26 protein-coding genes and 1 pseudogene are annotated in these 20554 nt (G+C 30.6%); 24 read left to right on the top strand and 3 right to left on the bottom strand.

The features are described from left to right. The first annotated feature begins 1 nt into the window (after nt 1). The 24 genes and pseudogenes from CHELV3228_RS10175 (at nt 2) to CHELV3228_RS09745 (ending at nt 17511) form a co-directional block, all read left to right on the top strand. Entirely contained in the window at nt 2-145 is a 144-nt protein-coding gene (locus tag CHELV3228_RS10175) for a hypothetical protein (protein WP_004276297.1), read from the top strand. Then, on the top strand, nt 138-347 hold the full coding sequence (locus CHELV3228_RS09855) for a hypothetical protein (RefSeq protein WP_082200893.1): 210 nt from the start codon (nt 138-140) through the stop codon (nt 345-347). The genes CHELV3228_RS10175 and CHELV3228_RS09855 overlap by 8 nt, the downstream gene beginning before the upstream one ends. After that, nucleotides 344-1003, top strand: coding sequence for a VirB8 family type IV secretion system protein (locus tag CHELV3228_RS09850; RefSeq protein WP_004276299.1), 660 nt, complete (start codon nt 344-346; stop codon nt 1001-1003). Before CHELV3228_RS09855 ends, CHELV3228_RS09850 begins: the two co-directional genes overlap by 4 nt. Further along, nucleotides 1000-1950 carry a P-type conjugative transfer protein VirB9 gene (gene virB9, locus CHELV3228_RS09845; RefSeq protein WP_082200892.1) on the top strand — a complete coding sequence of 317 codons (951 nt, stop codon included), beginning with the start codon at nt 1000-1002 and terminating at the stop codon, nt 1948-1950. The genes CHELV3228_RS09850 and virB9 overlap by 4 nt, the downstream gene beginning before the upstream one ends. After that, a pseudogene (gene virB10 / locus CHELV3228_RS10795) lies at nt 1943-3094 on the top strand (type IV secretion system protein VirB10). Before virB9 ends, virB10 begins: the two are co-directional and overlap by 8 nt. After that, complete coding sequence (locus tag CHELV3228_RS09835) at nt 3091-3675, top strand: hypothetical protein (protein ID WP_004276302.1); 585 nt, start codon at nt 3091-3093, stop codon at nt 3673-3675. The pseudogene virB10 and the gene CHELV3228_RS09835 overlap by 4 nt, the downstream one beginning before the upstream one ends. After that, on the top strand, nt 3672-4661 hold the full coding sequence (gene virB11 / locus CHELV3228_RS09830; protein ID WP_004276303.1) for a P-type DNA transfer ATPase VirB11: 990 nt from the start codon (nt 3672-3674) through the stop codon (nt 4659-4661). Before CHELV3228_RS09835 ends, virB11 begins: the two co-directional genes overlap by 4 nt. Beyond that, nucleotides 4661-5365: a hypothetical protein gene (locus tag CHELV3228_RS09825; RefSeq protein WP_082200909.1), complete on the top strand. Its 705-nt coding sequence runs from the start codon at nt 4661-4663 to the stop codon at nt 5363-5365. Before virB11 ends, CHELV3228_RS09825 begins: the two co-directional genes overlap by 1 nt. Next, nucleotides 5362-5643 carry a hypothetical protein gene (locus CHELV3228_RS09820; RefSeq protein ID WP_082200891.1) on the top strand — a complete coding sequence of 94 codons (282 nt, stop codon included), beginning with the start codon at nt 5362-5364 and terminating at the stop codon, nt 5641-5643. The genes CHELV3228_RS09825 and CHELV3228_RS09820 overlap by 4 nt, the downstream gene beginning before the upstream one ends. A gap of 18 nt (nt 5644-5661) precedes the next feature. Further along, nucleotides 5662-7482 carry a type IV secretory system conjugative DNA transfer family protein gene (locus CHELV3228_RS09815; RefSeq protein ID WP_082200890.1) on the top strand — a complete coding sequence of 607 codons (1821 nt, stop codon included), beginning with the start codon at nt 5662-5664 and terminating at the stop codon, nt 7480-7482. Continuing rightward, complete coding sequence (locus CHELV3228_RS09810) at nt 7479-7889, top strand: cag pathogenicity island Cag12 family protein (protein WP_004276306.1); 411 nt, start codon at nt 7479-7481, stop codon at nt 7887-7889. Before CHELV3228_RS09815 ends, CHELV3228_RS09810 begins: the two co-directional genes overlap by 4 nt. Nucleotides 7890-7898: 9 nt before the next feature. Next, nucleotides 7899-8492: a TrbM/KikA/MpfK family conjugal transfer protein gene (locus CHELV3228_RS09805; RefSeq protein ID WP_082200889.1), complete on the top strand. Its 594-nt coding sequence runs from the start codon at nt 7899-7901 to the stop codon at nt 8490-8492. Continuing rightward, nucleotides 8492-9382: a hypothetical protein gene (locus CHELV3228_RS09800; RefSeq protein ID WP_004276308.1), complete on the top strand. Its 891-nt coding sequence runs from the start codon at nt 8492-8494 to the stop codon at nt 9380-9382. The genes CHELV3228_RS09805 and CHELV3228_RS09800 overlap by 1 nt, the downstream gene beginning before the upstream one ends. Before the next feature lie 119 nt (nt 9383-9501). Next, nucleotides 9502-10122 carry a hypothetical protein gene (locus CHELV3228_RS09795; RefSeq protein WP_082200888.1) on the top strand — a complete coding sequence of 207 codons (621 nt, stop codon included), beginning with the start codon at nt 9502-9504 and terminating at the stop codon, nt 10120-10122. 97 nt (nt 10123-10219) lie between these two features. Continuing rightward, nucleotides 10220-12391 carry a DNA topoisomerase gene (locus CHELV3228_RS09790; protein WP_082200887.1) on the top strand — a complete coding sequence of 724 codons (2172 nt, stop codon included), beginning with the start codon at nt 10220-10222 and terminating at the stop codon, nt 12389-12391. After that, on the top strand, nt 12391-13236 hold the full coding sequence (locus CHELV3228_RS09785) for a YopX family protein (protein ID WP_082200886.1): 846 nt from the start codon (nt 12391-12393) through the stop codon (nt 13234-13236). The genes CHELV3228_RS09790 and CHELV3228_RS09785 overlap by 1 nt, the downstream gene beginning before the upstream one ends. Nucleotides 13237-13501: 265 nt before the next feature. Beyond that, nucleotides 13502-13831, top strand: coding sequence for a hypothetical protein (locus CHELV3228_RS09780; protein ID WP_004276316.1), 330 nt, complete (start codon nt 13502-13504; stop codon nt 13829-13831). Beyond that, nucleotides 13828-14250, top strand: coding sequence for a VapD family protein (gene vapD / locus CHELV3228_RS09775; protein WP_082200885.1), 423 nt, complete (start codon nt 13828-13830; stop codon nt 14248-14250). Before CHELV3228_RS09780 ends, vapD begins: the two co-directional genes overlap by 4 nt. Before the next feature lie 39 nt (nt 14251-14289). Beyond that, nucleotides 14290-14529, top strand: coding sequence for a hypothetical protein (locus CHELV3228_RS09770; RefSeq protein WP_082200884.1), 240 nt, complete (start codon nt 14290-14292; stop codon nt 14527-14529). Then, nucleotides 14529-15233, top strand: a complete 705-nt coding sequence (locus tag CHELV3228_RS09765; protein ID WP_082200908.1) for a Fic/DOC family protein — start codon at nt 14529-14531, stop codon at nt 15231-15233. Before CHELV3228_RS09770 ends, CHELV3228_RS09765 begins: the two co-directional genes overlap by 1 nt. Before the next feature lie 128 nt (nt 15234-15361). After that, nucleotides 15362-16021, top strand: coding sequence for a ParA family protein (locus tag CHELV3228_RS09760; RefSeq protein WP_082200883.1), 660 nt, complete (start codon nt 15362-15364; stop codon nt 16019-16021). A 51-nt stretch (nt 16022-16072) separates the two neighbouring features. Further along, complete coding sequence (locus CHELV3228_RS09755; RefSeq protein WP_082200882.1) at nt 16073-16321, top strand: hypothetical protein; 249 nt, start codon at nt 16073-16075, stop codon at nt 16319-16321. Beyond that, nucleotides 16318-16635 (top strand): hypothetical protein, encoded by a 318-nt coding sequence (locus CHELV3228_RS09750; RefSeq protein ID WP_082200881.1) that lies wholly within the window; start codon nt 16318-16320, stop codon nt 16633-16635. Before CHELV3228_RS09755 ends, CHELV3228_RS09750 begins: the two co-directional genes overlap by 4 nt. Nucleotides 16636-16683: 48 nt before the next feature. Then, the gene (locus tag CHELV3228_RS09745; protein WP_082200880.1) at nt 16684-17511 is read left to right on the top strand and encodes a hypothetical protein; all 828 of its coding nucleotides are present in this window, start codon (nt 16684-16686) and stop codon (nt 17509-17511) included. A 361-nt stretch (nt 17512-17872) separates the two neighbouring features. Here the strand turns inward: CHELV3228_RS09745 and CHELV3228_RS09735 are convergent, their stop codons facing one another. Genes CHELV3228_RS09735 through CHELV3228_RS10400 form a run of 3 tightly spaced genes read right to left on the bottom strand, consistent with a single transcriptional unit; the run spans nt 17873 to nt 20554 of the window. After that, the gene (locus tag CHELV3228_RS09735; protein WP_082200878.1) at nt 17873-18328 is read right to left on the bottom strand and encodes a hypothetical protein; all 456 of its coding nucleotides are present in this window, start codon (nt 18326-18328) and stop codon (nt 17873-17875) included. A 3-nt stretch (nt 18329-18331) separates the two neighbouring features. Next, nucleotides 18332-19996, bottom strand: a complete 1665-nt coding sequence (mobP1, locus tag CHELV3228_RS09730) for a MobP1 family relaxase (RefSeq protein ID WP_082200877.1) — start codon at nt 19994-19996, stop codon at nt 18332-18334. Beyond that, nucleotides 19997-20554 carry a hypothetical protein gene (locus CHELV3228_RS10400; RefSeq protein WP_082200876.1) on the bottom strand — a complete coding sequence of 186 codons (558 nt, stop codon included), beginning with the start codon at nt 20552-20554 and terminating at the stop codon, nt 19997-19999.

The following is a 20554-nucleotide window of genomic DNA, read 5'->3' as shown; positions in this document are numbered from 1 at the left end:
AATGAAAACCATTTTTTTAGTATTTTTGAGTGTATTTTTTATCGCTTGTGCGTCTAAAAATACTAAAGATAGTTTATTTGACGGTAATTTAGTGCCTGTCAATTCAGAAGAAATTAAACAAAATTTAGGGGAAAACAATGGCTGAGTTAAATTTATCAAACTTTTTGGACTTAGATATTGAAGAATACAAAGCAAGAATAGGCAAAGATAAAACGAAAAAAATCATTACTTCTCAACTACAAGTCAAGCAGGAAACTTTAATAGAGATGTTTAAAGAATTTATGCTCTTAAAAATGGAAATTGGAGCTTTAGAAAAAGAACTTGAAGTTTTGGAAGAGCCTAAATGAGTATTTATAAAGATAGTTTTGATTTTGAGACTTCGGTAAAATATCTTATCGAACAAAGTAATAAAAAAGCGTGGCTTATCGCAATTGTCAGCGTTTTTATCACGCTTTTAAGTATTCTTGCTGTGTTAGTTTTAACTCCGCTCAAAACGGTTGAGCCTTATGTGATTCGTGTGGATAATACCACAGGAATGGTGGATATTTTAACCACACTTGATGAAAAGCAAATTACACAAAATGAAGCTTTAGATAAGCATTTTATAGGGCAATATATTAAAGCGAGAGAGGGCTACTTTTTCGATATGCTTAACCAAGATTATATTTTTACTCAGCTTCTTTCAAGTCCTGAAGTGGCAGAAAGTTATAGAGCAATTTATAGTGGTGAAAACTCAAGGGATTCTAGACTTGGAAGCTTTACTAAAGTAGAAGTTAATATTCTAAGTGTTGTTTTGGGTGAGAGCAACGGCATAAAAACAGCTACAGCAAGAATTAATCTAAAAAGCACGAATAAAAATTCAAAAGAAGAAAGTCTCTCCACTAAGGTTATTACCCTATCTTACAAGTATCTTTTAAATGAAATGCAAGAAAAAAATAGAATTTTAAACCCTTTAGGTTTTAAAGTCTTAACTTATAGAATTGATGAGGAAATTTCAAAATGAAAAAATTGATTTTAGTTTCGTTTTTAATGTGTAGTTTTTTAAATGCTTTAGAGCTTCCACAAACTAGCAAGTATGATAAGAAAATTACTTACGCCGTTTTTAATGCCCATCAGGTATTTAGAATTGCTTCAGCTAATGGTTATGTGAGCGTAGTTGAATTTAGCAAAGATGAAAGAATTATCAATACGGCAACAGGCTTTTCTCAAGGCTGGGAACTTACTGATAAGGGAAATTTGCTTTTTATTAAACCAAAGGCTTATACCACAAAATATATACACAGCGAAAACCCAGAAGAAGGCAATGCCATTAGTGAAATTATTGTCGACCCAAATCCTGCCGAATGGAAGACAAATTTAATCGTAACGACAAATTTAAATATGTATGTATTTGATTTAGTTTTAAACTCCAAAGAAAAGGTTTATAAACTCTCTTTTTCTTATCCTCAAAAAGAGCTTGAAAATGTCCAAAAGCTTCAAGCCGAGCTTAAAAAGCAAATAGAAGAAGATAAAATCGACACTTCTTTAAATCGAGTTTCCGTGCCTAGAAATTGGGATTTTTATATGAAAGTTAATAAAGAAAGTGAAAGTATCGCCCCAAATTTTGCTTATGATGATGGCGTTTTTACTTACTTAGGTTTTGACAATACTAAAACTTTTCCTGCCGTTTTTGCTTATGAGCTAGGCAAAGAAAGCATTTTAAACACACATATTAAGAAGATTGGAAATTATGATGTTTTAGTTATTCATAAAACTCTACCAAAAATTCTACTAAGAAGTGGGGAGAAAGTTGTAGGAATTTTTAATCGTGGCTATGCCAAAAATCCACTTAATTCGACACCACAAACCACAAACGATAAAGAAGTTGAAAGAGTGTTACTTGATGAAAAAAGCAAGAAAAAAGAACAAAATATTAAAAACCTAAAAGAGCTTGGACTTAAAGATGAGTGAAAATATCAATCACAACAATCACTTAGAGCAGTTAAGGACGAAAAATTTTAAAGCTCTTGCCATCTTCGCTTTAAGTGCTTTTTTAGTAGTAGGTATAGTTGTATGGGTGCTTTTAAAAAAAGAAAACACAAATGAAATAAAAGTGCAAAAAGAAAGTTCTATGCAAGAAAGCATTAAAGATAAAGAATTTAACGAAAACGCTTCGCCTAAATGATTCTGTTATAGGAAAGAATTTTGAGCCACAAGATGAACCTCAAACTTTAGCTAATTCAAGTCAAAACATTCAAATAGCAGAAAAAAGTCCTATTGTAAAACCTAGAATTATTAAGGGCTTAAGCGTAAGTGTTGTTGCTTCAAATGCAAATGAAGCAAACCCTAATCAAAATTCTCAAAGCAGTGATTTAAGTCTATATGATAAGCCAAATACCGTGCTTGAATTTGGGCCAAAATGGAGGCGGAAAGCTTGAAAGTCTTGCAAATAATAATTCTTTAGGTGGTAATTCTATGCAAGGGTGAAGTTTTTACGCCGAGCGTGGCAAGCTATTCTAAATTTAATCCTAGTCTCACTTTAACCAAAGGCACTTATATAGGTTGCGCCTTAAAAACAAGGTTGGTGAGTGAAGTAAAAGGTGGAATTGCTTGTATAGTAAGTAACGATGTATATTCAAGTAATGGGCATACTCTACTCATTGAAAAAGGAAGTATCATCACAGGTAGTTATAGTGGTGGTGAGTTAAATGACGGCTCAACAAGACTTTTTGTAATATGGCAAGAAATTAGAACTCCAAATAATATTTTAATTCCTGTTAATTCAAATGCAAGTGATGAACTAGGTGCAAGTGGAATGGAGGGCTATGTTAATCATCACTATATGAAACGATTTGGAGCAGCAATTTTACTAAGCATTATTGACGATAGCTTTTCAGTGATTGCGGATAAACTTTCTAATAATTCTAAAGGGAATAATTATTACGATTACACGGAAAATTCAAGAGAGCAAGCCTCTAAAATAGCGGAGATTGCTTTAGAAAAGATGATTGATATTAAGCCGACTTTATACAAAAATCAAGGCGATTTAGTAGGCGTGTATGTAAATAGGGATATTGACTTTTCTAAAGTTTATGGGCTAAGGCAAAAAAGATGAGTAAAAAAGAAAAAAGAAATATCTATAATGTAAGTTTTAATGAAAAAAACTCAACGCCTATTAATGCTGAACTTGAAGCCATTGAAAATATCATTATAGATTATGTCGTGCATTATATAAAAGGTTGGCACAACGAAAGAAGAGATAAAGGAAGAGGTGCAGAGCATATTAAACTCCACTTAGAAAAAGGCAGTGAGGGAGAAATTAACTTAGAAGAATTGTTAAATCTTGGCAACTCCATAAGAGAATATTTAAAAATATTTAAAGAACCTTTTGATGACGGAAGAGGAGGAAAGGTTTTTGAATGGGAAAATGATGAGGGTGTGCGTTTTAGAATAGCAACTGATAAAATCAAAGGGGAGGGTCTCATCCCGCCACTATCCCCCTTTGATGAGATAATTATAACCTTTTACTCTGATAGAAATCTTAATGAAAAAATGGAATTTAAAAATCCTAAGGTAAGAGAATACTATGAAAATAAAGAAATAAAACAAGAGCAAATCAAAACTATGCAAGAGGCGGTTAAAAAAGCTTCACAGAAATTAAAAGAAAATGCAAAAAACAAGGAGATTGAATTATGAGTATCTCTTTACAAAAATATGCTTCTTCATTTTTTGGAAAATATTTAAATGACCCACTCATTAATGAAATTTGTTACAACGGAGAGGACAAAATTTGGTTTTTAAATGCTAATGGGGAATGGGAAAGTGAAGATACAAAACTAGATTTTGATGGAGCAGAAGCTTTTTCTCAAGCAAGTGCAAGTTATAAAGAAGACCAAATTGATAAGTCAAAGCCTATTCTTTCTTGTGTTTTAGTAGGAGGTGAAAGGGTGCAGATTGTAATGCCTCCAGCAACTAAACGAGAGATGATAAGCATTACCATAAGAAAACCTTCTCAAAAACGCTTTACTATAAATGACCATGAAAAAAGCGGACTTTTTGAAAGTGTTAAAGATTTTAATTCAAAGCAAACAAATTTGAAAAATATTGAACTTTTGGAACTTTATCAAAACAAAAATTATAAAAATTTTTTAGCTAAGGCGGTGAGTTTTGGTAAAAATATCGTTATTTGCGGAGAAACAGGAAGTGGAAAAACCACTTTTATGAAGTCCTTAATTGACTTTATACCCATTGATGAGCGGATTATTACCATTGAAGATGTGGAAGAAATCAAATTCTATGAGCATAAAAACTTCGTGCAGTTATTTTATCCAAGTGAGGCAAAAAGCACTGATTTTTTAAATTCTGCCACACTTTTAAAATCTTGCCTTAGAATGAAGCCTGATAGGATACTACTTGCAGAGCTTAGAGGTGCTGAGACTTATGATTTTGTTAATGTTTTAGCTAGTGGGCATGGTGGAAGCTTAACTTCTTGCCACGCTGGAAGCAGTGAAGAAGCTTTTAAAAGACTTTCTATGATGATTTTGCAAAATCCTCAAGGACAATGTATCCCTTATGAAATCATTAATGCAATGCTAAGAGATTTAATCGATATTATCGTGCATATTTATGCCTATCAAGGAAAGCGAAGAATAAGTGAAATTTATTTTAAAGAGGCTTTATGATGAATGAAAAAGATTTGCAAAATAAGATTTTAGAACTTGAAAACTATGTCAAAGAAACAAAGAAAAATATCACAAGAGCCGAAGAAAACATTAAGCAATGTGAAAAAGCAATACAAGCCTTAAAAGACCTCGCTTGGGATAGACAAAGCAAAAAAGAAAGCTCTAGTATGTATAAGGTGCTTAAAGACGATAAAACGCATACTATGGTTAAAAGTGAAGCAGGAAACATTAAAGTGGATAAAGATTTTATGGAAAAAGAAATCACTAAACACCTTGATAATCCAAGTTTAAGAGGTATGGTTACCACTAAAGAAATGCTTTCTTTTCCTAAGGTGGCTAAAGGCGTGGAAGCGGAGTATAACAAACTCCATAAGAGTTATACTTGGAAAACCAAAGCAAATGATGGAAACACCATAAGATATGGGAGTAGAGAATATAATAACACAAATAGGCTACTTACTGCATATACCGAAACAGGATACAACGAGAGACAAGAACAGGGTAGGGGTGAGCAAGGTCAGCCTCACCACTTGATTAAAGACCTTAATTTTCTCCGCCCTGCTAATGATATTATACCACAAAAAACAGCTAAAGAAGTAAAAGCTCAATTTAGTCAAGAGCAAATCAAAACTATGCAAGAAGCGGTTAAAAAGGCTTCGCGGAAATTAAAAGAAAATGCAAAAAACAAGGAGATTGATTTATGAATATCATATTTAAAAATAAAAGCAATATAAAAAAATTTCATGCTTTTGTTCCTTACATATACTGCAAGAATACTGATAAAAGAGAAGTTTATGCCGTTCAGTGTTGGGATAATAAACAATTAAAATTTGAAAAAATAAGATTTCAATATGTCGACGAAGATTCACTTAGACTAAAATTTAATTGCTATCGTTCTTTTAGCGAAGAAGAACTTGATGGTAACGATTGGGGAATATTATTTTATTGTCCTATTAGAAAATTAATTGTGTCTTTAGATTAAAAAAATATAGGAAATAAAATGGATAAAAAGAAAGTCGCCTTTTTAACTTTTGCTTTTGTAGTTGCTATCATTTTTAGTTTTTTTCTAAGCGGTATATTATTGCTCATCTTTAATAAGGTGCATCCTTTAGAATTTTTAAAAATTTGGCATTTTACAATTATTTTTGATGGCATTTTAAATTCTTACTCTCACACTTATACAGCAATAATAATCGCTCTACTTATTTCTTTTGGCGTTTTGGCTCTTTTATATTTCTCAAGTCGCCAAAAAGAAAGCCTTTTTGGCGAAGCAAGATTTGCAACTGAAAATGAAATAAGAAAAACAGGCTTGTTGGGAAATAAAAATAATTATGTCAAACGAGGCATTATTGTAGGTAAATACAAAGATAAGTTTTTAAAATTTGGGGGACAACAATTTGTCACCTTAGGAGCCCCTACAAGAAGCGGTAAGGGAGTGGGTATAGTCATACCAAATTTACTTCACTGGGAAGAATCTGCTGTCGTGCAAGATATAAAACAAGAATGTTTTGATTATACAAGTAAATATAGGGCTGAAAAACTAGATAATGAGGTCTTTTTGTTTAATCCTTTTAGCGCAAGAACGCATCGCTATAATCCATTTACCTACATAGATATGAGTGATGAAGAAAATGCAGATTCTCAGCTTATGGATTTAGCAAATATTATTTATCCTTTAGGCACTGATGATACGAGTAAATTTTTCTCTTTACAGGCTCAAAATCTTTTCATAGGACTTTGCTATCTTTACAGAGATTTGGCTTTGAGTGAAAAGGGGCGTTTATTTGTTGAAACTTATAATTTAGAGCTTGAATTTAATTTTTTTGGAATTTTGCAATTAAGCAAGGGTTTTGAACTGATTGACCCAAATGATAATGTAAAGCTTTTAACAGGCTTTGAAAATACTTACAATGTGCTTGATAGTTTAGATATTTTAGGAAAAGCTACGAAAAGAAGAATAGGAACTTATATTCAAATTGATTCTCCAAATACTAAATCAGGCGTAATGTCTAGCTTTAATGCTCCACTATCAGCCTTTGAAGGAGAAACATTAAGACTAGCCACGCAAACAAGTGATTTTGATTTAAGAGAACTGCGTAAAAAGAAAATGACAATTTATATAGGAATCACGCCAGACCAACTTGCTAATGCGTCTTTTATCCTAAATGTCTTTTGGTCGCAACTCATTCTTTTAAACACTAAAGAACTACCGCAACAAAATGAGTCTTTAAAATACGCTTGTTTATTATTAATGGACGAATTTACAGCACCAGGTCGCATTCAAATTTTACAAACTTCAGTGAGTTTTATTGCAGGATACAATTTAAGATTGCTTACCATTTATCAGTCTTTATCGCAACTTGAAACAGCTCCGCCTTTAGGATATGGAAAGGAAGGAGCTAAAACATTATTAACAAACCACGCTTGTCAAATTTTCTATGCACCAAGAGAACAAGAAGATGCTGAAGCTATTAGTAAAATACTAGGAAACAAAACCGTCAAACAAAGCTCAAAAAGCATTAATCATGGACAAATGGGTGGAAGCAGAAGCATAAGTGAAACTCATCGTGCATTAATGTTGCCTCAAGAGCTTAGAGAAATGCCTTTTGAAAACGAGCTTATCACCATAGATAGTGGTAAGCCCATTAAATGCAATAAGGCGTTTTATTACAGCGATACGCATTTTATGGATAAATTTAAAGAAGTTTCACCAAGCTTAAAAAGCGTTAAAGGCATTCCAAATAGAAATGAGCTTGAAAAAGCCATTTTAAGTGGAGAATGCAATATTACAATACCGATTCAAAAAGGAGAAAATCAATGAAAAATATTAAATTAAGTTTAGCTTTGGCCAGTGTAATTTTACTTGCTGGTTGTGGGGCTAAAAGTCCTGCAAAACTGCAAAATAGTAAAAATCTAGGCATTAATAATGCTCTTTTGGAGCAAAAATACTCTTTTATCCCAAAAGATGAATTCCTATCTCATACGAATTTTGTATATGAGCTTGAGCTAATTCCAAGTGGCGAATATTTAATTGCCAATGAGTTAATGGTAAAAACCTTTCTTTTGGCACATAATGCTTCAAAAATCATTATTGTAGGTGATGAGGATAAAATCAAAGCCTATAAAAATTATTTTTTAGAAAATGGTGTTAGAGCTGATATGTATTTACAGCCTTTAGATGATTATCAAAACGATAGCGTAAAGCTTTTATTTTTTAATAAAAAATAAGGAGAAAGAATGAAAAAAATTGTTTTAAGTGTAGCATTAGCTGGAACTTTAGCTAGTGCTGTAAATTTAGAGTATTTAAGTGGTGATTCAAAACTAGCTTGTGAGGCTATGCTTTGCTTGGCAAGTCCTGTGCAACCTGCTGAATGTAGTGCTTCACTCGCTAGATATTTTAGCATTCATTTTAAAAAACCGTGGAAAACCGTTAATGCTAGAAAGGCTTTTTTAAACCTTTGCCCTGTGGAGTCGCAGGATAGTGAAATGCTTAAATACAAAAATGAAATTTTAGCAAATCTAGATGGAGGTTGCAGTGTAGAAACTTTAAATCAGCGTGTGGAAAAAACTCTGTTAAGAGTTGAAAAAGTTTGTGAAAGTAATGGAGCTGGAGAGGGTTCTTCGTGCAGAAGTGTAAATATTTATGGATATAGAATCGATCCAAATCTTACACACTCTTGCAAATTGCTTTCAAGCAGTGCTTACACGGATTATCATTTAAAATACACTTGCAATGGTAAATTTTACGAAGAAAAAGATTGGAATAATGGTTTCGTTGAAACAAACGGAGCGAAAGAAGAAATCAAAAAACAATGCTGGGTTAATGAATAATGGAAGAAAAATTAAAGACATTAAAGACTGAAGTGCCTTTTGATTTTAAGAAACATTTTGCGGAATTTAATCAAATTCTGCAAAATCAAAAAGAGCGTTTGAACAAATTCAATGAAGAATACGCTGCGAAAACACAAAATCATCAAGATAGTGTGCTTTTTGGATATATACAAGAAATAAGTGAAAATTGGAATAATCTTAAAGAAGTAGCCGAACAAATTAATCTTTTTTTAAATGGAGCTTTTAACCGCGAAGAACTTGCGGATTTAAACAAATTTTTATCCACAAATGCGGTGCTTAAAGAAATCAATGAGTGTTTGACAAATTTGCTAAACACCAAAAGCAAACTAGAAGAAGAAAAATTAACTGAAAGTATCGAAGAAATCGTTTCTTTAAAATCGCAATTTATCAGTAGGCTTGAAAAAGAAGTAGAGAATATGCGAAATCTTTTTGGAGACTTTGTAAATAAAAAAATTGAAGATTTTGAAAAAAGTATGGAGACAGGCTTTGATAATCAAATCAAAATGCTAAACAAAAAATTCACTGAGGATTTTACGCAAACTTATGATGCTACTTTTGAAAAACTAAACCATCTTAGCGAGGCAACGCAAGATAAAATTACCATTTTAAAGAAAAATGTAAAAATTAATTATATTTTTTATTCTATTAATGGTTTGCTTATTTTTCTTCTGGCGTTTTCATCTTATTTCTTATTTAATGCGTATAGAGATTATCAAAACAAAAGCAAGGCTTTGGTTAATATCGCCACAAAACTAGAAAGTCAAATCAGTATAAACGCTCAAGGTCAAGTAACCCTGAGCTTAGCCAAATTAAAAACTATTTTTAAAGAAGATAAAAATAGTATCTACCTCACAATAAAGGAGGAATAGATGAAATAATTATATAGCATTTTGCACTTTTTTGCAAATTTGAGTCCATCAAAAAGCGTTGAAGTCTTTAATTATAGACTTTCTAAAGCCAAATTAAAAATATATACAAGGAGATAAAAATGGCAGTTGTAACATTAGACAAAGGAAAAAATCCAAAAGCGGTTGTAAATGTAGATAATTCTTTAAATTATCAAGATAAGGAGGGGAATTTACAAAGTAAGCAAATTAAAACTGCTATCACAGAAATCGCAGAAGAAGCTGGTAAAGTTACAGCAATGGGATTTGGTGCGGTAACAATGAGTGTCAAAGATAGTGAGGGTGCTTATAAAAATTATTTTGTAAATCGTAATGAAAATAACGGAACGATTACCTTAGTGCCAACAGATTTACAAGACAAAACAGATTCAAGTCAAAATGTGTATTTTAATCGCCATTCTAAAGAAAACAATGGAAAAAATTATTTTTTCTATACTCTAAATGACAAAAGTGAAGCAGGAAAGGCATTTTTAGAAAATCTTAGCACAACTGAATGGCAAGATAAGGACGGAGCTAGTCGTAGCAATTTAGAAGCTAGAGTAGTTTTACACAATCCCGAGCTTGTTAAACAACTTAAAGAAAAAGGCGAAAATGCTCTTGCGGTTGTTTCTAAAGATAATTTTAGAATCACCACAAAGGAAGAGCATTTTAAAGCAAAAGATAGCACTCAAGAAAAAAAGCAAGAAGCTCATCTTGATAGATGAGCTTTGCTAAAAAGGCGGATTATTCCGCCTTGAGTTTAATATAATTAATTAAATTATAATTTATTATATTTTAATTAATTACAATTAAAGGAATATTATGACCCTCTTTATCGCTGAAAAACCTGAACTTGCCCGTGCTATTGCTGAGGGACTTAGTGGAGAAATCAAAGAAAGACAAAGAAGCCATATTATAAAAGGTGAAAATATTATCACTCACGCTTTTGGACATATTTTAGAGCTTAAAAAGCCTGAACTTTATAATAAAGCTTATGAGAAATGGAACTTAAATGATTTACCCTTAAATTTGCCTCGCCCTTTAAAAAGAATAGCAAAAGCTGAAGCAAAAAATCAACTTAGTGTGATTGTGAATTTTATTAATGATGCAAGAGTTAAAGAGATAGTGCATTGTGGGGATGCAGATGAAGAGGGACAAATCTTAATTGATGAGATTTTAGCCTATGCAAGAAACAATAAACCTGTAATGCGTTGTCTCATTAATGACCTTACTCCCAAAGCCATTGCTAAAGCGATTAAAGAGAAAAAATCAAACAATGAATTTAAAAATCTAAGTGCAAGTGGCTTTGCAAGAAATGAAGCTGATTTTTTAGTCGGGCTTAATTTTACAAGACTTTACACCCTCTTAAATCAAAATAATGGAGGAAATGGCGTTATCTCAGTGGGTAGAGTGCAAACGCCTATACTTGGTCTTATAGTTCATAGAGAGCTTGATTTTAAAAGCCATAAGGCTTTACATTATTACGCAGTAAGTGGAAATTTCGCTTTAAATAATATTATTATTAATGCTCCACTAAAGCTAAATAAAGATGAAAAAATCACCGAAGAAGATAAAGCTTTAGCAATTAAAACTCTTTGTGAGAATAAAGAATTTAAAGCACATATCACTAAGGAAAGTAAAAAAGAATATCCGCCTCTACCTTTTAATCTTTTAGAATTACAAGCTGAAACTTCTAAGCTTTACGGCTTTAGTCCTGATAAGACCCTAAAACTTACGCAAAATCTAAGAGAAACACATAAAGCAATTTCATATAATAGAAGTGATTGTCAGTATTTGCCTGAGAATTTATTTGAAGAAGCCCCTGCTTTAATAGAAACTTTAAAAGCAAATTTTAATGAAGACATAGGGCAAAATAGTGCAAACACTAGTATTAAAAGTAAAGCCTTTGATGATAGTAAGCTCTCAGCTCATTATGCCATAGTGCCACTTCAAACGAGGCTTGATTTAAATAAGCTTAGTGCTGATGAGCTAAAGGTTTATACACTCATTTCTAAACGCTTTTTAATGCAGTTTTATAATCCTTGCGAGTATGAAAGCTTTACTTTCACTTTTAGCTTGGAGACTTATGTATTTGAAACAAGTAAAAGAGTAGATACCAAGCTAGGCTTTAAAGAGTTTTTTGCTAATAATGAAACAAAAGAGCATAAAGACTATGAAAGCTTACTTGCTTTAAATTTTGCTCTTTGTAAAAGTATTGAGCTTAAAAAAGAACAAACCAAGCCTAAGCCTTTATATACAATGACAACCTTACTGAAAGATTTAAATCAGGTCTCTAAATATGTCAAAGATGAAAGAATTAAAAAGCTTTTAATTGAAAAGGATAAGGATAAAAAGGGTGAGAGTGGAGGCATAGGCACACCTGCAACAAGGTCAAATCATATTAAGACTTTAATTGATAGAGAATATATCGAAGTAAGTAAGGATAAAGCACAAAAGATTAAAGCGACTGAGAAAGGTATTAACTTAATCAAAGCTCTTCCGCCTTTACTTACTCAGCCTGATATGACGGCTTTATGGTTTGAAAAACAAAAAGAAATATTAAATGGAGCTTTAAGCAAGGAAGAATTTTTAAAAGAAATAGATAGTTTTATACTAGAACTCATTAATGAAAACAAAGGAAGTAAAATGCAATTTAATCAAACTAATGATAATAAAATTTCTTGTCCTAAATGCAAAGAGGGATATTTAAGAGAGCTTGATGGCAAATTTGGGAAATTTTTCTCTTGCTCTGCTTATAAAGAGGGCTGTGATTTTAAAGCTAAAAGCGTAAATGGCAAACCTGATTTAAGTCCTAAACAAAAAATTAAACCAAGTGAGTATAGCTGCCCTCAATGTCAAAAAGGCTTTTTAGTAAGAAGAGAAAGCAAAAATCAAAAGGGAAGCTTTTTTTATGGGTGCTCTGAATTTAAAAACGGCTGTCGCTTTCTTTGCCCTGAGGAAAATGGTAAGCCTAAAATTGAAAAGGTAGGGTAATGAAAGAAAAAGCCAAAATCATCTTAGAACAAAACATAGAACTCTTAAATTCTATCCATAATATCGTAGAGTTTTTTAAAAAGCATAAAAACCTTAAAATCTATGAAAACAGCTTTAATCTAGGAAATAATGAAAGCTATGAATATTTTCATCTAAGTTTTATTAGGTCTAAAAAATATAATGATTGTTTAGATTTTACAATTAATAATCACACCCATAGAAAGCTTGTATTTGAAGAGGTAGAATATAAAGAAATTCTAAAAACACTTATCTTAGTCTTAATTAATATCTATAAGCTTAAAGACTTTGAAAATTTAAAAGACTTTGACTTTAGAATACTCAAACGCAAAAACGAAAGAGGAAACTATGCAAGTTGCAATAATGATGAGTGTGTTTGCAACATTGCATTTTTATACGGCGATGAGGCTAAATTTAGATTAGGTGAATTTATCCTTAGTGATGAAAAGACAGGACAAGAAACACAAGTAGAATTATATACAGGCTACAAAGATAGCAAGGGAAATAAGATTTATGCAGGGGATATTGTAAGTGCAGGTGGGACAATTTCAGTGATTGATTTTGAAGAGACAGAGTTTATTCCTAGAGATACATATTCAGCGCGTAAAATTACTGGACTAGATGAGTATTTAAACCATACACCTTGCATCGTTTTAGGTAATATCCACGAAAACAAAGACTTAATCGACTTTAAAAAATATCAAAAAGCACTTCAAAAACAACAAACATTTCTTCAACAAAAAACTTTTCTAAGAGAACAATTAAGCGATGAGGATATTGAAAGGATAATGGATAGTTGTATGAAAGAAATGAAGAAAAAGAAGTAAGAAAACACTATCTCAAACTAAGAGAAGGGTTTGCTTTTCTGCAAAATTAAATTATCTTTTATGCCTATTAGCAGAGTGAGGCGATAGCCTTACGATAAAAATCGTGTCAGCCACGATTTTACAGCGATTTGCAAAGCAAATATTCCGCTGTTTTATAACTTTAATTTATTATATTTAATTGCATTATAATTAAATATAATTTAATATATAATTCCATTTTAGAATTTCTGCTATAATTAAAAAATCAAATTTAAGGAGTATAGCAATGACAACAAGTTCAGCGAAAAAATATCCACTTCTAGGCACACATTTTATTTTAGATGAAGAAAAGATTTTAAAAGAGGATAAATACGATTTAGAAAAAATCTATAAAGCAATTGATGAAATGGCGGAGCATAGTGAAATGGTAAAGATAGATAAAAATACTTATCATTGCAAGGGCGATGAGAATGATTTAGGCTGTCTAGGAACATTTGTTTATACAAATCTCATTAAATGCGATTGGTTCACTCTCAATGTTAAAGAATGGACTTGGCTTAGCGAAAAAGAGGGAGACGAAACACTTATCGGTGATGATATGGGGATTTGGAAGTGAAAAAGCGTAAGGCTATTAATTTTGATTTATCTACTGAAGAGCTTAAAAAGCATTTTGGCGATACAAGAGAGCCTTATAGTCAAATTAAGAATTTTATGCTTGAAAATGGCTTTGAACACAGGCAATATTCAGGCTATGCTTCGATAGAAGTGATGAGCGATAGACAAATAGCTAAAATTGCTAGAAAGCTTAACGATAAATTTGCTTGGATAAGCTCTTGCATACAAGAATTTGATGTTACAGACATAGGGGAGCAATATAGCCTTAGTCATATCTTTAAAGATAATCAAACACTTTCCCAAACAAAAAATCTTCAAAAAGATTCTAAACAAGAGCAAATCAAAACTATGCAAGAAGCGGTTAAAAAGGCTTCGCAAAATCTTAAACCTAAAGATAAGAGCAAAGATTTAAATAGATAATAATTTATTATAATTTAATAAAAAAGTAAAAGGATAAAAATGTTGCAAAATTGTAAAGAAGTTTATAGCTTAGAAGAAAGCCTAAATATTTTAAATAAATATGCAAATAATCTCACACCAAGACAATACGATAATATTAAGTCTATTATATGTAGCTTTGCCATAGAAAATATGCATCTCAATGAAGAAGATATTTTAAACGGCATAGCCATTCAAAAAGGCGATAAGAGTGTTTTAGAAATTACTCAAAATTATAAAGCTCAGTGGGGTTGCCTTTAATGTGGGATACCCAAGATACATATACGGATATTGATACATTTTTACTCTCCACAAATAAGGTTAATGCAACTTCATTAAGTGATTTAGAACACAAAGAAAGAATACTCGCTCAACTAGCAATGCAAGAACTCAGCAAAAATGAAATAAAAGGTAATTTTAACTACGAACACCTAAAAGCAATTCATCAATTTATTTTTAAAGATATTTACACTTGGGCTGGAAAAGACAGATATGAAGAAAAATTTTTTAAGGCTTTACATAAAGGCGATTCTCAATTTTGTGTTGGCGTTTTAATCCCACAAGAATCAAAAAGAATATTTGATGGTTTAATGGAAAAAGAATTGCTAAAAACTTGCAAAAATGATGAACAATTTATCAAAGAATTGGCAAATTTTATGGCTGATTTAAACGCTATGCATCCATTTTGCGAGGGTAATGGACGCACTCAAAGAATTTTTATTAATCAACTTGCAAAAAATGCTGGATATGAACTTGATTTGAACTTAACTCCAAAAGAAATTATGCTTCGAGCTTCTATTGAAGCAATGAATCATCAAAATAGCTCTTTAGAAAAAATAATCAAAAACAATTTAAAGAAAATTGATATGTCTAAACAGAGGGAAATCGAAGCGATGCAAGAAGCGGTTAGAAAAGCTTCGCAAAATCTTAAACCTAAAGATAAGAGCAAAGATTTAGATAGATAAGAATTTATTATAATTAATTTTAATTTATTAGATTATATTATAATAAAATTATTAAATTATATTTTATTAAGTTTTATTAAATTAATTATGATAAAATTAATTTAAATATAAAAATTAAAAGGCTCATTATGGCTATAATTTCATTTTCGCATCCAAAAGGTGGCGTTGGTAAGACAACAATTTGTTTTAATTATTTAGTGCATTTGCAAGATAAAAAGAAAAAATTTATTTGTATCGACTTAGACGGACAAAGTAGTATTTCAAATCTGAATCAATTAAGAGTGCTTAATAAACTTAGGGGCTTTGATATTAAGAAATTTAAAGACGAAAGAGAGCTTATTAATTTTATTAACAAAAATGATGATGACACCATAATAGTTATTGATAGTGGGGGGTTTGACTCGGCTTTTAATAGAATTGTTTTAAGTGTGAGTGATTTAGTTATCACGCCGTTTTCAGACAGTCCATTAGAAATTTTAAGATTGATTGATTTTGATAAAAATATTTTAAATCAGATAGAAGAACAGAGCAAACAAAAACTTAAAATTCATCTTCTTATTAATAGAATTAGTAGCTCAATCAAGCAATTTGACTATATCTATAAACAAATGGAAAACTGTTCACATTATACCTTTCTTAAAAATTTAATAAGGGATAAGGTTATTTTTAAAAATTCTCTCACGGAAGGCAAAGGCATTTTAGAAATTCAAACAAAAAATTCTTCCGAAATAAAAGCTCAAGAAGAATTAAAAAAACTTTTTAAAGAAATTGATAATTTACTTAATTAAATTATAATTTATTATAATATATTTTAATTTAATTAATACAAGGATAAAACAATGGCAAAGAAAATCATTGACACGCAGATTTTAGCTCAGGTTGGACAAGGTGCTGAAATGAAAGAAAATAGAACAGCAAAACAAACTCAAACCCCACAAACACAAGAGCCTATAATTGATGGGCTTAAAATTTTTACACTTTCCTTAAAAGTAAGCGAATATGTTAAACTTAAAGCCTATTGTCAAAGTCAAAATCTCTCAATCGCCAAATTTTTTAAAGAGTGCATTAGAGAAAAAGGGATTGTTTGAAAAGCTTAGAAATTCTGCTCTCAAAAGAACGCTTACAATCTTATGCGAGTCTAAGTGAGCATTTTGAGAATTTGGCTCTCATTGGTCGTCTTGCACCAAAACTATTGCTGATAGAAATTTGTTTGCGTAACATTACAAATGATATTTTACTTCATCAAGGCGGATTTGCAAAACAAGAACTGCTTAATGCCTTGAAAAAAGATAGGGATACTATCATCGAAAAAATACAAAATAAGGAAAAAGACTGGATTCCAAGCTATAAAATGCTTCATCAAAAAAATGTAGAAAAAGAACAAGAATTAAATTATAATTAATTATAATTCATTATAATTTAATAAATTATAACAATAAAAGGAGAAAAGATGAGTATTTTTAGAATTTCTGTAGAAAAGTTAAATGTTTTAAAAGCATACAGGCAAGAGTTTTTGACAGAGTGCGACACAAAATTTAAAGACTTTAAAAACAATACGCTGGGATTAAAACTTGATGAAGATAGCAAAGAGTATTATGGCGATAAGGATTATCTTAAAGAACTCTTTGCAAAAATCCCAAGTGATTTTAAAGCAAGGCTTGAGGACACACTCAAGCCTTTTATGCAAAAAAATGATAAAGAGTGGCTGGATATTTTTAGATTTTATGCCTTTGTTTGTTTTGAAGGTGGAGACAATGTAAGAATCTTAGCTGATATGTATAACGAGGGCGGACTTAGTATTAATTTCTACAATGGCATAATTAAAGAGCCTGACATAAAAGCCTATCAAGCTCTTTTTAAAGTTTTAGAATTTTTAAGCATTAAAGAACTTTGTGCTTTAAAAAATATTGTAGAAAATAGCTATTTTAACGAAGATGAAATCTTAAACGAATTCTTTGAATATGAAGATTTTCTTTATACTTTTTTAATTTGGAGAGATATTGTTAATGAGGCACATTTCTCAATAATTTATGAAAAATCTTATAATTATCCATTTGATTTTCTATCTAGCGAAGAAATTTTCGAGAATTTGAATGAAAAATTAGAAAAAAATGGAGCGAAAGAGAATGGTTGCTTTTTTGTTGAAAAAGGACTTTATGCGAAGAAAAATCTAATCATTGAAGAAGCCAAGGAACTTTTTGAAGATGCAGATTTCTCTTCGTTAAATGATAAAAAAGATAGGCTTGAGTTTTTAATCAAAAAGTTACTTCAAAAATAGAGGAACAAACTTAATGGATTTCAAGGAAACACACAAAGTGAAAGAATTAAGAGAATTAACTATCGCCGAGACAGTAATTCTCATCATAGTTTTTTCTATAGCTCTTTTGATAACATTTTTTATTGCGATTTATCTCCCATATCATCTCATTCTTCTCTTTTTAACTGAAGAGCAAAAAATCCTTATAGAATCTTCCTCTATTATTTATTTGCCATACATTACTTTTACAATGGCTGCTCTCATTGTTGGGTACATTCTATTTTTTGACACTTCCGTCACTAAAGATGAGAACAAAGACTCAAACAGGTAAAATTTCTATAATTAATTATAATCTATTATTAGATTATAATTAATATCCATATTAAGCCGAATTATCATCATTTTTGTCATTGAAAAAAGCAACCTTTATGAGATAAAAAGTCATAAAAATCGTTAAAATCCAAAAAAATTTATACGGCAACGAAAGAACTTCGGCCATATCATTATTTGTTTTGAGATGGTCTTCGTATTTTTCCACAAAATAATAAAACATTATAATGATAACGCAAACCGAGCTAGAATAAGTCTTTAAAAGTTCTAGTATTTTTTGATTTTTATCTCCATAAGTAAAAAATAAAAATAAACTAAAGCTTATTGCCATAAATATCAAGGCGCAAGTTACATTTTTTGTTATTTGTTCAACAGTCAATTTTTCAAATGATGGATCTGTAAAAGCATAAGATGACAAAAGCAAACAAACAGCAAAAGCTATAATTTGAAACCAAGAAGAAATTGTTTTATAATTTCGTTTCCAGTATTGTTTAATTTTCTTATTCATATTCTACTCTCTTTCTAAATTTTCTTTATTATTCTCTATGCCTCTAATTCCGCTAGAGCTTGAAGCTGTCCATCGCAACTCAGTATAAGCTTGGGATTGCGCGTTGAGTAGCTTAGGATATGCATCGCTTGACAAAAACAAGTCAGTGTTTTTTGATTCTTCTCGCTTTGTAAAGTCCATAGAGCTTTGGGGCAAAGTTCGCAAAGAGTCAAATTCTCTTGGAGCAAGGTTGTTAAATCCTCTGCGCTCATCAAAATTAAACTCGGACTTATATAAGCTTGTGGGAGTTTGTAACGCTCGTTTAGCTTTCCGCCCTCTTCGCTGATGATATTTTGCCCATTCTTCTTTTGTGTAGTGTCTTGAGCTATCTGGTCTTCGTGGTTTTCTTGCATTGTGTTCCTTTGATATTTTTTTAATAAATTTAACGCTTGGCTTTAAAACTTCTTGTTGTGCTAATTTTTCAAATTTATCTTTACTCAAAGATTTTTTCTCCATATCATAAACGATACAATCCCATTTAGAATAATAAATAGGCTCATTTATCTCATACAGACTATTTTTTACGATTTTTTCATAGCTTTTCATTTTATAAGCTCTGCCTATTTTGTGAAATTTCGCAAAATCGCCTTTTTTAAGATCGTTTTCTTTAACAATCCTTTCTAAATCCTGTCCCCAAATGCTAACTTTTCTAAAATCTTTTGTGAGATAAGTGATAAAATAACTCTGCGGATTTCCTTGCATAAATTCATAAGGTGCATTTCCAAAATCCACAATTTCAAAGCATTTTAATTGATTTGGAGCAAATCTTGGGTCATTTCGCTCTTTTATGGCATTAGGGTAAAAATCTGGAACGACTTTATCTTTATACAAAGAAGAGCTGATATATTTTTCAGTGTTTTTTTCATATTTTCTTGTCGCCGTTGCTTCTAAACCTAAGTTATTTAAATTTTTTGCAAATTCTTCTCTTAATTTATGCAAATCCGCTTTTCTTATGTCTATTCTTTTGCCATTTTCATCTTGTATTTTTAAGCAAATATGGCAATGCGGATTATTTGTATCCGTGTGTAAAGCAAGAACGAAAAAATTATTAGGATAAAATTTTTTAATAGTATAAAAAGTCGCTTTTTTAACAAGCTCAGGGTCAAAAGAAAACTCATCTATACCTTGATAGTCTTTAAGAGAAAAAACCATATTAAAAGTTAATCTTTGGGCTTTTCTTGCATTTTTACTTTTAGATAAATCTATTTTTTCTTCATAAAAAGAGTGTGTGTATTTAAGATATTCTTTTCCCATTAAATGATATTGTCCGCTAATTGTATCTCTAAACTCAGGCTCACAATAGTTTAAATCTGTAACCAATGTTTCTACCGAACCATTACGACTGATATATTCTAAATGCTTATAAATTGCGTTTTGATTTTTGGAATTAGAAGTAATTTTAACAAGCACTTCTGTGTTTTTGATATGCTGATTTTTATTAATAAAGCGATTGCTCTCTTTTTTAATTTTACTATTTTTATCCTTGCTAAAAGCCGTTTTTGTGTAATAGCTCCCTATATGATAATCAATAAATTTATAACAATTCTTTCTCGCAAATTTGCCATAATCAATAAACTTTTTTGCTCTAAGCTCTTCTTCATCTTTTCTTTTAAAAATAACGGCGCACATTTAAAATCTCTTTTTGTTAGTTTGTATAAAGGAATTAATTTTAGAATATAAAATATTTTGTTTAGAATTGATATCTTCTAAAAGCTCATTTAGATTTTTAATACTTGAGTTTTGTTTTTCATTTGTGCTTGTTCTTGAGTGTAAAATCTTTAAAATTTGATTGAGATTTTTGCCCAGCATATTAAATTCACTTCTTGCTTTATCAAGCTCTTTTAGTTCTAAATTTGAAAGGGAATTATCTGCATAAATTTTCAAAGATATGAGATATTTAATATATCGAGTTACATTATTTAAAGATTCTTTTAGTGCAAATTTTTTAAGTATATCGTATTCTTTTTCTGCAATTTTTATTTTAATAATTTTGTGATTTTTGCTTTTTTCATCTTCGCTAAAATTTAACTTCTCAATACTTTGAGAAATGCTTTTTTCCACTTCGGCATCTTTGAAATAATTTTCTATGAGTAGATTAACAATCTTGCTCATAGATTTATTTTCTTTAGTAGAAATTTCTTTTAATCTTTTGGCATTCTCATCACTTAAAATAAATAATTTTTTCAT

This window comes from Campylobacter helveticus (assembly GCF_002080395.1).
In the GTDB taxonomy this organism is placed as follows: Bacteria; Campylobacterota; Campylobacteria; order Campylobacterales; family Campylobacteraceae; genus Campylobacter_D; species Campylobacter_D helveticus.
The sequence above is the reverse complement of the archived record's forward strand: the minus strand, read 5'-3'. Positions and strand labels throughout refer to the sequence as shown.